Consider the following 12,441-nt stretch of genomic DNA (forward strand, 5'->3'; position numbering starts at 1 on the left):
CGGCGCTTGCGTCGCTTTTTTTATGGTGTTTAAGGGAGATAAAATGACTAGTATAATTGTAAATGTGGCTGTTGGCGTAATTAAAAAAAATAACGCTCTGTTTATTTGCAAGCGAGCAAATGATCAACATCAAGGAGGTTTGTGGGAGTTTCCTGGTGGTAAAATTGAAGCCGGTGAAAGTGTTTTTAGAGCACTTAAGCGTGAACTTCAAGAAGAGATTGGCATCACTATTTTTAGCTCCAGTGAGTTGCTAACAATAAAACACGATTACGATGATAAAACGGTAAAGCTGAACGTGCATGTGGTGAGTAACTTTAGTGGTGAAGCACATGGCGCAGAAGGGCAAGATAATGCTTGGGTAAGTATTGACGAGCTAGATAACTACGAGTTTCCAGCAGCTAACGCCGATATTATTAGCGCTATAAAAGCGAAATATATTTAACGCTTAATATTTGGCTATATTCATCTAGTAAAATAATAATAACAATAAACCGCCATTATTAGGCAGCTATAAAAAGGCCAGCAAGTTAACACTTGCTGGCCTTTTTAGTTAGGTACTTCCTAGTTAGGTAATTAAATTACCAAATTTTTACGCGGTCCTCTGGTTTAATATACATTTTGTCGCCTTCCTTAACGTCAAATGCTTTATAAAACTCAGGCATATTCGATAAAATACCAATTACGCGGTAATGACTAGGCGAATGCGGGTCGGTCATTAGACGGTTACGCAGCGCTTCATCGCGATACTTACGACGCCAAATTTGTGACCAGCCCATAAAGAAACGCTGATCGCCAGTGTAGCCATCAATTACTGGAGCCTTAGAATTACCTAAAGATAGCATATACGCTTTATGCGCAACCGTAAGGCCGCCTAAATCGCCAATATTTTCACCTAACGTCAATTCACCATTTACGCCAGCATCGGGAAAAGGTTTGTATTCATTATACTGAGCTACTAAAGCCGCGGTACGCTGTTCAAACTGCTTAAGGTCAGACTCGCTCCACCAGTTACGTAAATTACCGTCGCCGTCGTATTTAGCACCTTGGTCGTCAAAACCATGGCCTAACTCATGGCCAATTACCGCGCCAATAGCACCGTAATTTACTGCATCATCTGCTTCTAAGTTAAAAAATGGCGGCTGTAAAATAGCTGCTGGAAATACAATTTCGTTATTTACTGGGTTGTAGTATGCATTCACAGTTTGTGGTGTCATGTGCCACTCTGAACGGTCTACCGGTTTATCCAATTTAGCAATCATATCGCTGTAAGCCCATTCGCTATAACGAATGTAGTTACCGACTAATTCATCAGGGTTAATCTCTAACGCTGAGTAGTCTTTCCACTTATCTGGGTAGCCAATTTTAGGCGTAAACTTGTCTAGTTTTTCTTGAGCGGCAATTTTAGTTTCCGGGCTCATCCACTCTAAATTTTCAATCGCAACACCGTAGCCTTTAATTACGTTATCAACCAACTCTTCCATACGCGCTTTCGCTTCTGGTGGAAAGTTCTCTTTAACGTACACTTTACCTAAAATCTCACCTAGCACACTGTTTGAAGCATCAACCGCTTGCTTCCAAAGTGGTGCTTGTTCTTCTACACCACGTAAAGTTGTGCTGTAAAAATTAAACTTAAGGTCCACCAACTCTTTATCGAGTAGCTGAGCGTAGTTACTTACAAAGTGAAACTTAAGGTAATTTTGCCATGTTGCTAAATCGGTGTTTTTATAAATAGTCGCAAATTTTTCAAAGTAGCTCGGCTGGCTAATAATTAACTCTTCGGGGTTTATGCCTATCGCTTTAAAGTAACTAGCAAGATCAAAGTCACCCATTAGTTTATTTGCTTGTGCAAGGCTCATTTTATTATAAGACTTGGTTGCATCACGGCTCTCTACTCGACTCCACTGCGCCTCAGCAAGGTTTTTTTCCAGCGCTAATATATTTTTAGCCACTGCCTCTGTATTTTCAACCCCTGATTTGGCTAAGATTTTCGCAATGTAAGCTTGATAAGAAGCACGAATTTTAGTGAATTTTTCATCATCTTTTAAATAATAATCACGATCGGGCAAACCTAACCCGGCTTGATACGCATACAATGCATTTTCGCTGGAGTTTTTAGCGTCATTATTTACATACCAACCAAATGGCAAGTCGCCGCCTTTAATCTGTAATTGCGCCATTAAAGTAACTAAATCTTTTTTACCTTTAACGGCGTCAATGCTTGCCAATGATGGCTCAAGTGGCTGGATGCCAAGTTCTTCGCGCGCTTCTTCTGCCATGTAGCTATTATAAAATGCCGCTAACTTAGCCTCATCACTGCCTTTTTCAACATTGCTATTTGCTGCCGCACTTTCAAGTACTGTTTTCATCGCCTTTTGCGATTCGTCATATAATTGCGAAAACGAACCGTAGTTAGATTTATCGCCAGGAATTTCGGTTTTAGCTAGCCATTGACCATTTACATGGTAATAAAAATCGTCTTGAGCACGTACCGATTTATCCATATTTTCCAGCTCAATACCTAAGGCAAAAGGAGCTGGAACTGGAGCGCTAACCGCGGCGGTTTCGTTTACTTTAATTTCTTGTTGTTCACCACAACCAACCAACCCAAGTGCCAGCGCAATACCTGCGGCGGTCATTGTTATTTTAATCATAAGGATTCCGTTTGTTAGTTAAAATAAATACCTATTTCATTAACTAAAGCTGCGTAATGACATTTTATGTACTTTTACTTAATGAAATAAGCATCAACTGCAACCTAATAAATAGGCCTATTAAGTAACTATCATAAACCTCATTGGGGTAACAATAAAATTGAATATGTAACAAAGTATTATAATGCGATGAGTGACTCACATAGTGCTATCAATAACTATGTGAGCTTATAAACGCGCTATTAGCCGCTAGGTTTTACGCTTTGCGTGCAGTGCTAAACGCTCTAACTTTTCTTTTAACGAAGGGGGGGCTGAGGCGGCTATAGCATTTAAGTAATCGGCTGTTTGTTCGCTCATTTTACGCGAATTAGTTATTGGGGTATTAATGGTTTTACTTACTGCGCCCAAGCGTTGTGTTGCTTGTGGATTAGCGGTAATTTTTATTTGTCCAAGCTCTGCCATGCCCGCGGCTCTAAAATGCGAGAGCATATCCATTTTTAAGTAATTAAGCCTAAGCGCAATAGGCGCAGATACCGCTTCGATCATTAAAGTACCATCGCGGTAGTTACTCACGCGGCATTTATCACCGAGTTTGGGGCCTAAAAAGTCTTTAAGTAAGGTTTGCTGGGTATCGAGTGCTTGGCTTTTACCTGCATAAGCCGACAAGCGGTTATTCAGTCCTGCCATAATGTCAGTTAATGGTTTTGGCGCATACCTGTCTTTAGCCATTTAACACCTCGTAAAAACTCAATAATGCGGTTACTCAAATCGAAATAACCCTCGACTTGAGTATACACTGAGCGCAGTGACTAAGCGCCCGCTATTTGCATTTGTTCAATTAACACAGAGCCAGTTTGAATACCACCACGGCGCTCTATGTCGCCACCAATGGCTGATATTCCTTTAAACATATCTTTTAAGTTACCGGCAATTGTAATTTCGCTTACTGGATATTGAATTTCGCCATTTTCTACCCAAAAACCAGCCGCACCACGCGAGTAATCACCGGTTACTGTATTTACGCCCTGCCCCATTAGCTCAGTTACTAATAAGCCTGTGCCCATGGTTTTAAGTAGCGCGGTTAAATCGTTATGTGTTTGCTCCACTAACCAGTTATGTATACCGCCAGCGTGCCCTGTTGGTGTCATATTCATTTTACGCGCAGCATAGCTTGCAAGTAGGTAAGTTTGTAACTCGCCACCTTGAATGATTTCTCTATCAAAGGTTTTAACACCTTCGCTGTCAAACGGCGACGATGCGAGCCCTTTGAGTATATGCGGACGCTCGGCAATATTTACGCAATTGCTAAATACTTGCGTACCTAGGCTATCGAGTAAAAAACTCGATTTACGATACAGCGCACCACCGCCAATGGCCGACACTAAATGACCAAACAATGAATTAGCAATGTCAGCTCTAAATATTACCGGTACTTTCATGGTGCCTAATTTTTGGCTATTTAATTTAGCTAAGGTTTCGGCTGCGGCTTCAAGCCCCACTGCTGCGGCATCATTTAAACCAGCTTGATCGCGTGCTACTGTGTAAGCAGAGTCGCGTTGCATTTGCTCGCCATCCTTACCAATTACCATAGTACTTATGCTGTGGCGAGTACGCGGAAAACCGGCAATTAAACCATGGCTATTGCCATAAACACGCAAACCTTGGTGCGATGAAAAACTTGCTCCGTCTGAGTTAACAATGCGCTCATCGGCATTTAACGCTGCTTGCTCTGCAGCATGACAAAACTCAATGCCTTGCTCTGGGCTTACATCCCATGGATGGTATAAATCGAGATCTTTGGGTGCAAACTCAAGTAGTTCTTTATCTGCAACACCGTTAAAAGGGTCGTCTGAGGTGAATTTTGCAATATCTATGGCTTTTTCAACCACAGTGCGTAGCGTTTTCGGGCTTAAATCTGCAGTAGACGCAGAGCCTTTATTATTACCTACATACACACTAATGCCTAAACCGCCATCTTGGTTAAACTCAATGGTTTCTACTTCGCCCATGCGAGTGCTAACCGATAACCCTGAAGTGCTAGACATAGCCGCTTCTGCCGCTGTGGCACCGAGTTTTTTCGCATGCTCGAGCACTTCTGCTACCGCATCTTTTACTTGAGATATTTGAGAATAAATTGGATCGTGTTGTTGGCTTTTCATAAATTAAGTCCTGAGCCTTGAAGGCAATGTTGCACACATTTTTTATATTTAAATGCTAACACACTCAATGCATCACATCAGCTAATATTCCTCTGTATGATAATCATGTATAATGGCAGAAGTTATTTTTATTTAAGAGCACCCCATGGCGAAGAAAAAAAGCAAGCCTGCTGATATTGAAGAAGAAATTGAATATGTCTCAAAAACCGAACTGAAGCGTGAAGCACAAGAATTTCATCAGTTAGGGACTGAAATTGCCAAAATGGGTAAAAAGCAGCGTGAGCGCTTGCCATTAAATGATGATTTAAAAGCCGCAATGGTTGTTGCCGATAAAATTAGCAATAAAAGTGATGCTTATCGTCGTCATTTAAACTACATAGCTAAAACACTGCGCACCGTAGAGAACATCGATGCTATAAGATCAATTATCGATGTTATGCTTAATAAAAATAACCAAGCTGAAGTGTTGGTCAAAAAAATTGAGCAATTACGTGCAGACCTAATTGAACAAGGCGATGACCTAATCAATGAGACTATAGAGCAGTTTCCATCGCTTGATCGTCAACAAATGCGCCAGCTAGTTCGTAATGCAGCTAAAGAAGCGAAAGATGAAAAACCTGGTAGAGGTTACAAAGAGCTATTTCAATATTTGAAAGATGCCCATCAAGTTACTTACTAACAGATTAAAAAACATACTTTAAAAAGGTGCTACGGCACCTTTTTTTGTTGTAGATCAACCCGCCCTGCTAAACATTTTTTTATAATCAGCACCTAAATAATATACTAAGGTGCGCGTGATGATTAAACTTCCAAAATGGGATCAAACCCTAATAAATAAATATAATGTGTCTGGCCCACGTTATACGTCGTACCCAACGGCACTATCGCTAACCGAGGGCTACCAACAACAAGACTTACTCAGTGCGATTGAGTCATCAAACAGCCGTGCATTGTCTTTATATATACATATTCCGTTTTGTAGTCAGCTTTGTTATTACTGTGGCTGCAATAAAATTATTACTCGCCATCAGTCAAAAGCCGACACTTATCTTGATTTTTTAGCCATAGAAATTGCAGCCCAAGCGCCTCTATTTAAAGACTACACCCTAGAGCAACTGCATTTAGGCGGTGGCACACCCACTTTTTTAACTACGCAGCAAATGAGCCGTTTAGTTAAACTTTTGGAGCAACACTTTAATTTTACCGACGCTACTGAGCGTGGTATTGAAATTGACCCTCGCTCGCTTGCCGATAATATGTTGGTTGATTTAAGTAACTTAGGTTTTAACCGTGTATCATTTGGTATTCAAGACTTTAATGATGAAGTACAACTAGCAGTAAACCGTCCGCAAAATGCCGATACCGTAAAACAGTTAATCACTCAAGCCCGTGAATTAGGGTTTAAGTCGATTAATGCCGACATGATTTACGGCCTCCCACTGCAAACACCACAAAGCTTTAAACAAACCATAGAGCAGTTGCTTGAGCTTAGCCCTGATCGTGTTTCGGTATTTAATTACGCTCACCTTCCAGAGCGTTTTGCAGCACAACGTAAAATTAAAGATGCCGACTTACCCAGTGCACACAACAAGCTAACTATGTTTAAAAACACCTTAGAGCAAATGACTCAAGCCGGTTATCAATTTATTGGTATGGACCATTTTGCTAAAACTAATAACGAACTCGCTGTGGCACAAAATGCGGGACAATTACACCGTAATTTTCAAGGGTATACTACTCACGGAAACTGCGATTTATTAGGCTTAGGGGTTTCATCTATATCGCAAATTGGCACAGCCATTTTGCAAAATCAAAAAGAATTAAAGCATTATTATCATAGCGTAGAAACGCAAAGCGGCTGTGCCATCACCAAAGGCATGCACTTAAGTGCCGATGACGTAATACGCGCAGATGCAATTAAACAACTTATATGCCAGTTTGAGTTAGATATGGAGGCATTTAGTGCCAAGCATGCGCTTAACTTTAACCACTACTTTGCTGATGCACTAACGGCAATTGAGCCTTTAATTGCTGATGGCATGGTCACTATTAAAAATAATATGATTAGTGTCACTGCTAGAGGAAATTTGTTTATTCGTATTATTTGTATGTGTTTTGACGCTCACTTACAAAAACAGCTAAATGCAACGCGTTTTTCTCGGGTTATTTAATCCTCAGCTCAAGTAGTAAATTTAAAACGAAAAAGCAGACCTGAGGTCTGCTTTTGTATTTTGTGCTTTAAATTATTTAAACGCTGATTAATTAAATACCACGTTTTCGCTGCCAGGGGCGGCTTTAAACTCAATAATAATTTTAGCGCAGTCAGCTATAATCTCATCTTTATGTGCCTCTTCGGCACGCCAGCGAGCTGTATCTAACTTAAATATTTCTTTTTTGGTATATTTTTTACGCGCATCATGAGTCGGCATTTCTTTAACTACTTGGTACATTTTATAAATGCCCGAGTATTTTGTCGTTAAATCTTGCTCGTCTTCAAAACCATATTGCGACATAAGTACCCAAATACGTAAACAGCCTTCTGAAAACTCACACTGCTGTTCATGCATTGCACGCGCGATTAAATGAATGCTGTCGGCTAATTTGGCGTTACGCTTTAAACGCGACTGCTTAAGCTTTTGCTGTTGTTCAGCCTGCTTTTTAGCAATCAGTTTTTTTTGCGCGCTTAACTTATAAAGCAACTGACCCGCATAAAATGCTAAGCCTACTATAATAGCAGCACCTACAAATAAGGCTAAGATCACCGCTGTACTCATTTAATAACCCTTATTACTTGTCTTCTTCGTCTAACCATTCGTTAGCAAGATCGTTCGATAAATACTGATCGAAGTCTGAATTACTTTCTTCGCTAAAGTCATCTTCAAACTCTTCTTCATCTTCATCCTCGATACCAAGCAATTTACACAATGCTTGATGACGAGCAATACGACTATTAAAGTACTTAGCGTCTTTACCCGTTAGCATTTCGCCATTCTCATGACGCTCTACTAATTTAAGTAAGCGCTCATCATTTTCAAGTGCTTCTAGCTCTTGCTCAGGCGTAAACTCTGGCTCTGCTGACTTTTTAAGCTCAACAGTTGGCTTTAAGTTACGTTTTATTTCTACTTTAGGTGCAGCTGCAACAGCTATTAATGGCACTGGTTTTTTACTGCCAATGCGTTTATCTTTAGTTCCCGTGTTACTTTTTTGGCTATCATCATTTAATAGCTCAGGTGTATTACGAGATCCAGGCTTAGCACCTTTGGTTTTTTTAACACGTTGCTCTTTTAATGCACGCATTTCTTTAAGCTTATCTTGGCTTAAACGTACTGGTCCATTTGCTGGGCTTTTGCGTGACTTTTTAGTTCTACTCATATCTTGATCATCTCACTTAAGAGGTTTTGGGCGAGGCGCAAATCAATGGGCATCGCAATGCTGGCCTAGCCAGAAGAATTCAGTTTGCGCTTTAGAGGCTGGGTTTCTCTATTTAGCGCTTAAAACAGCTTACTGCTCGTTTTTAAACGGTGGCTATTGTAACAGGACAAATAAAAAGGCGGTAGAGAAAACATCTCTACCGCCTACTAATCTGAGCGCCATTATCTGGACACTTCTCCCTTCGACTTTTTAGTCTTTATTATTGTTATTATTTTTACCTATCCCTATTATTATTATTTTTACCTTCCGTGTAGCATTCCATTTTGTTTTTATTATTAAACTTCCATGAGTTTTTATTATTTTCGGTCTTCCTAACGCTTTTTTGTTATTTCCTTTGCTAGCACCAATTTGTGCTATGTAGTCGTGTCGCGCTACTGTCCTTATAGCTTATTCCATTTTGTTATTGTTTTTTGCGACAGGGGTTAATGTACCTGTTAATAATTTTGTTACAACTAATTTATATATCTTTTATTAAAAGGATTATAACAAAAAACACAAAAACCATTACATTACATCAAGTTAACAATTTAATACTTTTAAAAATAAGACTTATCTCACAGCTATGCATGGTCAATGTCTTACATAAATAAAGACTATAAAAGTAATTTTAAGCACAAAAAAAGCAGCCTAAGCTGCTTTTTTGTACATATTGTAGTTTATTACATTAATAATAATTAAATAAATACAACTTTAGTGTAAGCCACCTAAGTACTGTGAAAGTACTTCAATGTCTTTATCTGTTAATTTCTTTGCAATATCTTGCATCACACCATTTAAATCATTTTGGCGTGTGCCATCACGAAATTTTTCAAGTTGCGCTTTAACGTAACCTGGATGCTGAAAAGAAACTTTTGGAAATTTTGCAAGTGACGAGCCATTACCACGGGGGCCATGACATGCAGCACATCCTGGAATACCACGATCTGCATCACCTGCTTTGTAAAGTATTTTACCGGTTTCAACTACGTCTTTAGGCGTAGCTTCTTCGCTCATGTTTAGTGATGCAAAATAAGCCGACAAATCTTTCATATCCTGTTCGCTTAATGGCATAGCCATTGCGCTCATAACCGGATCCATACGACCTTTTTTGCCACCGGAGGTCATACCTAGTTTTAAGTCTTGAAGTTGCTTATAAATATAATCGGCATGTTGACCCGCAAGCTTAGGATAGATATTAATCGGTGCATTACCGTCTGGGCCGTGACAAGCCGCACACGTTACTGATTTTTCTTTACCTGCGTTTACATCGCCTTCAAATGCTGTTGCGTTGCTTGCTGACAACGCACCAAGCAATATAGTTAAAGATAGTGCTATTTTTTTCATGGTGAATTCTCTGTTTCCGACCCTGTATCATCTACAATATGGATGTTGTGATTTTTATATTCTACACGATAATAAATTCTCTGGCACGTTTTCTACTCATATTAAACTTATAATTTATAGGGTTTTGCCTTAGGTTAAGCTTTAACTTGGTTTAAATGTACGGTATATGGTGGTTTAACAGCTTTTTAATAACGCCTTTATAGTATAAAATACGCCCCATGAGCGAATTTAGCTCAATGTGATCTTTTTTAAGTTTTAGGAGAGCCCGTGCTCAAATCTCGTATCAAATATAATACCGCGTCTTTCGTTACAAGCGCTCCAGACATTACTAAATTACCTGCTGATACGGGAATTGAAGTTGCGTTTGCCGGTCGCTCCAATGCAGGTAAATCAAGTGCTCTTAATGCGCTTACTGACCAAAAATTAGCGCGTACTAGTAAAACCCCTGGACGTACACAGCTAATAAATACCTTTGAACTTGCTGATGTTGATGACATGCGCCTTATCGACTTACCAGGCTATGGCTTTGCTAAAGTGCCAATTGAAATGAAAAAGAAATGGCAGAAGTCGCTAGGCGAATATTTACAAAAGCGCCAGAGTTTAAAAGGTATTGTAATTTTAATGGATATTCGTCATCCATTAAAAGATTTAGACCGTGATTTAATTAATTGGGCTATTAGCAGTGAAATTCCTGTTTTAGCGCTATTAACTAAAGCAGACAAATTTAAACAAGGTCCGCGTCAATCACAAGTACTTAAAGTTCGCCGTGAATTAAGCGCCCTTGATGGTGATATTACGGTACATGCATTTTCATCACTAAAAGGTACAGGCTTGCCAGACGTTGCCAAAAAACTTGATGAATGGTTTTTAGGCCCAGTTGTAGCGGTACCACCTGCTGAAAAAATACTTAACGATGACACTAACCCAGCAAGCTAATTTATTCTGCAAGGCTTAGAAGCTTACACATTCGATAAATAGCCGGGCTTATCTGCCTCGGCTATTTCAGCCCATTGCATTAATAGCATACATTTCTTGCCACGCGCATATTACAATATGCTAAGCCGTTATTACCCGAGTTTAGGATAAATAAAATGGCTCCCCAGCAGATGTTATAAAATAACCCTGTTTATCTATTTCGGCTATTTCAGCCCATTGCATTAATAGTATACATTTCTTGCCACGCGCGTATTACAAACCTTAAGCCGTTATTATCCGCTATTATCCGAGTTTAAGATAAATCAAACGGCTCCCCAGCAGACGTTATAAAATAACCCTGTTTATCTGTCTGGGCTATTTCAGCCCATTGCATTAATAGCATACATTTCTTGCCGCGCGCACATTACAAACCCTAAGCCATTATTATCCGCTATAACCCGAGTTTAGGATAAATAAAATGGCTCCCCAGCAGACGTTATAAAATAACCCTGTTTATCTATTTCGGCTATTTCAGCCCATTGATAAAATACACTTCTTGCCACGCGTGCACAGCCCCCATAAGGAAGCTGTATATAAGGCACGGCTGCATCTTTGTAGTCTTGTATATATATAGGTTGCTCAGCACTGATGAGCCATTGTCTGTCTAGGTTATCTATACAACAAAGCACTTGTCCTTGCTCGGTACTTTCAAATCGCCAAGCAACAATAATAAAGGGTGCGTCTTCAACCATGATGGCTATTTTTTCGACTGGCGTTTTTAAATAAAACTGCTCACCCTCTTTACACAATACCGAGGCAAACAGCTTTACCATAGCTGGGCGTGTTATTTCACTGCCAGCATAAAACCATTGCCCTTGGTCGTTAATAACCATTGGCAATGATCCACAGTGAGTTGGCTGCCAACTATCAAAGGGTTTGCTTGGCTCGCTTAATTGCTTGCTTAGTTGGCTAAGGGAAATCACTGCTTTTTAAATGTCAGTGCAAAAGTAACAGGTACGGCGGTCGCAATTGACGGTAAGCCCGCTAATTTTTGTAATTCCATAATGCCCTCTGTAATTGCAAAATCATTACTATTAATAATAATAGGACTGAAAGAAGACACACTTAAATCACCATTTTCTGCACTGCTAACTAGTACATCTATGGTAAGCGGCTTTTTATTACCATGAAAATCAAGTTCCGCATTAATCCCTTTAAGCACATACTGGCCAGGTTTTTTAATACTGCTGAGCTGCGATGCTAGATCTGCGGTTAATATGGCATTTGCAAATGTATCGGCTTCAAATAATAACTTTGTTAAACGCTCATTACGAATAGGGATCAGTGTTTCTGCTGAGGTTAAGTCTACATTTACGCTAAACTCACCTTTATCTGATAGCCTGCCTTCAATATTAGTAAAGTGATTTGCTTCAGCAATACTATTTTTTTTGATTGAAACAAAGCTTAATTGGCTTTTATCGTTTACTAACTGCCAATCGGCCTGCGCAATATTAGAAATAACTAAACTTGATAACGACAAACCTGCAATAGCTAATGCTTTAAACATGACGAATTCCTTCTATAAATGAACAATACCCGCATTCATCAGAACCACAAATGAATAGAAAGTACTTTTTATGAGCTTATGATGGTATCACCTAAAGGATTAAGTGTAATTATAGAATAATAAATGGGGAATAATTAAGGTTAAGAATAAAAAACGGCCCATCAAATATATGATAGGCCGGTATAGCAAACTGGGGAGAAGCTATGAATAATTGCATCTTCGCAGATGCATCATCAACAGGATGTCCTACAGGATGAGGACGGCGCGACTTTAACAAAAGCCAGCGCACTAGTACAATAAAATTCTAGATAATTTGTGTATATTTGCCAACACCTTATGATTTAACATAGGCCTTTTCTTTGGTTAACTTTTATGTAACTAAAGCGACTATTTA

General features: G+C 39.5%; 12 protein-coding genes. 4 read left to right on the top strand and 8 right to left on the bottom strand.

What is annotated here, in order from left to right; translation table 11 throughout:
- Positions 1 to 43: 43 nt before the first annotated feature.
- A complete protein-coding gene (gene mutT / locus PTRA_RS14295; RefSeq protein WP_058374284.1) occupies positions 44 to 442 on the top strand; it encodes an 8-oxo-dGTP diphosphatase MutT in 399 nt (132 codons plus the stop codon).
- A gap of 136 nt (positions 443 to 578) precedes the next feature.
- On the opposite strand, the gene PTRA_RS14300 is transcribed toward mutT, so the two are convergent.
- The 3 genes from PTRA_RS14300 to pmbA all read right to left on the bottom strand — a co-directional run bounded on the left by PTRA_RS14300 (position 579) and on the right by pmbA (position 4,810).
- A complete protein-coding gene (locus tag PTRA_RS14300; protein WP_058374285.1) occupies positions 579 to 2,651 on the bottom strand; it encodes a M13 family metallopeptidase in 2,073 nt (690 codons plus the stop codon).
- 249 nt (positions 2,652 to 2,900) lie between these two features.
- Entirely contained in the window at positions 2,901 to 3,380 is a 480-nt protein-coding gene (locus PTRA_RS14305; protein ID WP_011329389.1) for a DUF721 domain-containing protein, read from the bottom strand.
- Between the two features lie 80 nt (positions 3,381 to 3,460).
- Positions 3,461 to 4,810: a metalloprotease PmbA gene (pmbA, locus tag PTRA_RS14310; protein WP_058374286.1), complete on the bottom strand. Its 1,350-nt coding sequence runs from the start codon at positions 4,808 to 4,810 to the stop codon at positions 3,461 to 3,463.
- A gap of 145 nt (positions 4,811 to 4,955) precedes the next feature.
- Between pmbA and yjgA the strand changes: the two genes are divergently transcribed.
- Entirely contained in the window at positions 4,956 to 5,489 is a 534-nt protein-coding gene (yjgA, locus tag PTRA_RS14315; protein ID WP_011329391.1) for a ribosome biogenesis factor YjgA, read from the top strand.
- A 118-nt stretch (positions 5,490 to 5,607) separates the two neighbouring features.
- Positions 5,608 to 6,981, top strand: a complete 1,374-nt coding sequence (gene hemN, locus PTRA_RS14320; protein ID WP_058374287.1) for an oxygen-independent coproporphyrinogen III oxidase — start codon at positions 5,608 to 5,610, stop codon at positions 6,979 to 6,981.
- 87 nt (positions 6,982 to 7,068) lie between these two features.
- Here hemN and PTRA_RS14325 read toward each other — a convergent pair whose 3' ends face one another.
- The 3 genes from PTRA_RS14325 to PTRA_RS14335 all read right to left on the bottom strand — a co-directional run bounded on the left by PTRA_RS14325 (position 7,069) and on the right by PTRA_RS14335 (position 9,565).
- Positions 7,069 to 7,584, bottom strand: coding sequence for a DUF2489 domain-containing protein (locus PTRA_RS14325; protein ID WP_058374288.1), 516 nt, complete (start codon positions 7,582 to 7,584; stop codon positions 7,069 to 7,071).
- A 13-nt stretch (positions 7,585 to 7,597) separates the two neighbouring features.
- On the bottom strand, positions 7,598 to 8,182 hold the full coding sequence (gene yihI / locus PTRA_RS14330) for a Der GTPase-activating protein YihI (RefSeq protein ID WP_011329394.1): 585 nt from the start codon (positions 8,180 to 8,182) through the stop codon (positions 7,598 to 7,600).
- A 750-nt stretch (positions 8,183 to 8,932) separates the two neighbouring features.
- Positions 8,933 to 9,565 (bottom strand): c-type cytochrome, encoded by a 633-nt coding sequence (locus tag PTRA_RS14335; RefSeq protein WP_011329395.1) that lies wholly within the window; start codon positions 9,563 to 9,565, stop codon positions 8,933 to 8,935.
- A 267-nt stretch (positions 9,566 to 9,832) separates the two neighbouring features.
- Between PTRA_RS14335 and yihA the strand changes: the two genes are divergently transcribed.
- The gene (gene yihA / locus PTRA_RS14340) at positions 9,833 to 10,501 is read left to right on the top strand and encodes a ribosome biogenesis GTP-binding protein YihA/YsxC (protein ID WP_058374289.1); all 669 of its coding nucleotides are present in this window, start codon (positions 9,833 to 9,835) and stop codon (positions 10,499 to 10,501) included.
- Between the two features lie 443 nt (positions 10,502 to 10,944).
- On the opposite strand, the gene PTRA_RS14345 is transcribed toward yihA, so the two are convergent.
- Complete coding sequence (locus PTRA_RS14345; RefSeq protein ID WP_058374290.1) at positions 10,945 to 11,463, bottom strand: DUF1285 domain-containing protein; 519 nt, start codon at positions 11,461 to 11,463, stop codon at positions 10,945 to 10,947.
- Entirely contained in the window at positions 11,460 to 12,047 is a 588-nt protein-coding gene (locus PTRA_RS14350; protein ID WP_058374291.1) for a YceI family protein, read from the bottom strand. The genes PTRA_RS14345 and PTRA_RS14350 overlap by 4 nt, the downstream gene beginning before the upstream one ends.
- Positions 12,048 to 12,441: the final 394 nt, after the last annotated feature.

The organism is Pseudoalteromonas translucida KMM 520 (assembly GCF_001465295.1).
Lineage (GTDB): Bacteria > Pseudomonadota > Gammaproteobacteria > Enterobacterales > Alteromonadaceae > Pseudoalteromonas > Pseudoalteromonas translucida.

Bases quoted from the DNA above. Each gene is read 5' to 3' on its own strand.
- PTRA_RS14350 (WP_058374291.1), bottom strand. From the start codon at position 12,047: ATGTTTAAAGCATTAGCTATTGCAGGTTTGTCGTTATCAAGTTTAGTT.
- pmbA (WP_058374286.1), bottom strand. From the start codon at position 4,810: ATGAAAAGCCAACAACACGATCCAATTTATTCTCAAATATCTCAAGTA.
- PTRA_RS14325 (WP_058374288.1), bottom strand. From the start codon at position 7,584: ATGAGTACAGCGGTGATCTTAGCCTTATTTGTAGGTGCTGCTATTATA.
- yjgA (WP_011329391.1), top strand. From the start codon at position 4,956: ATGGCGAAGAAAAAAAGCAAGCCTGCTGATATTGAAGAAGAAATTGAA.
- PTRA_RS14300 (WP_058374285.1), bottom strand. From the start codon at position 2,651: ATGATTAAAATAACAATGACCGCCGCAGGTATTGCGCTGGCACTTGGG.
- PTRA_RS14305 (WP_011329389.1), bottom strand. From the start codon at position 3,380: ATGGCTAAAGACAGGTATGCGCCAAAACCATTAACTGACATTATGGCA.
- PTRA_RS14335 (WP_011329395.1), bottom strand. From the start codon at position 9,565: ATGAAAAAAATAGCACTATCTTTAACTATATTGCTTGGTGCGTTGTCA.
- yihI (WP_011329394.1), bottom strand. From the start codon at position 8,182: ATGAGTAGAACTAAAAAGTCACGCAAAAGCCCAGCAAATGGACCAGTA.
- hemN (WP_058374287.1), top strand. From the start codon at position 5,608: ATGATTAAACTTCCAAAATGGGATCAAACCCTAATAAATAAATATAAT.
- mutT (WP_058374284.1), top strand. From the start codon at position 44: ATGACTAGTATAATTGTAAATGTGGCTGTTGGCGTAATTAAAAAAAAT.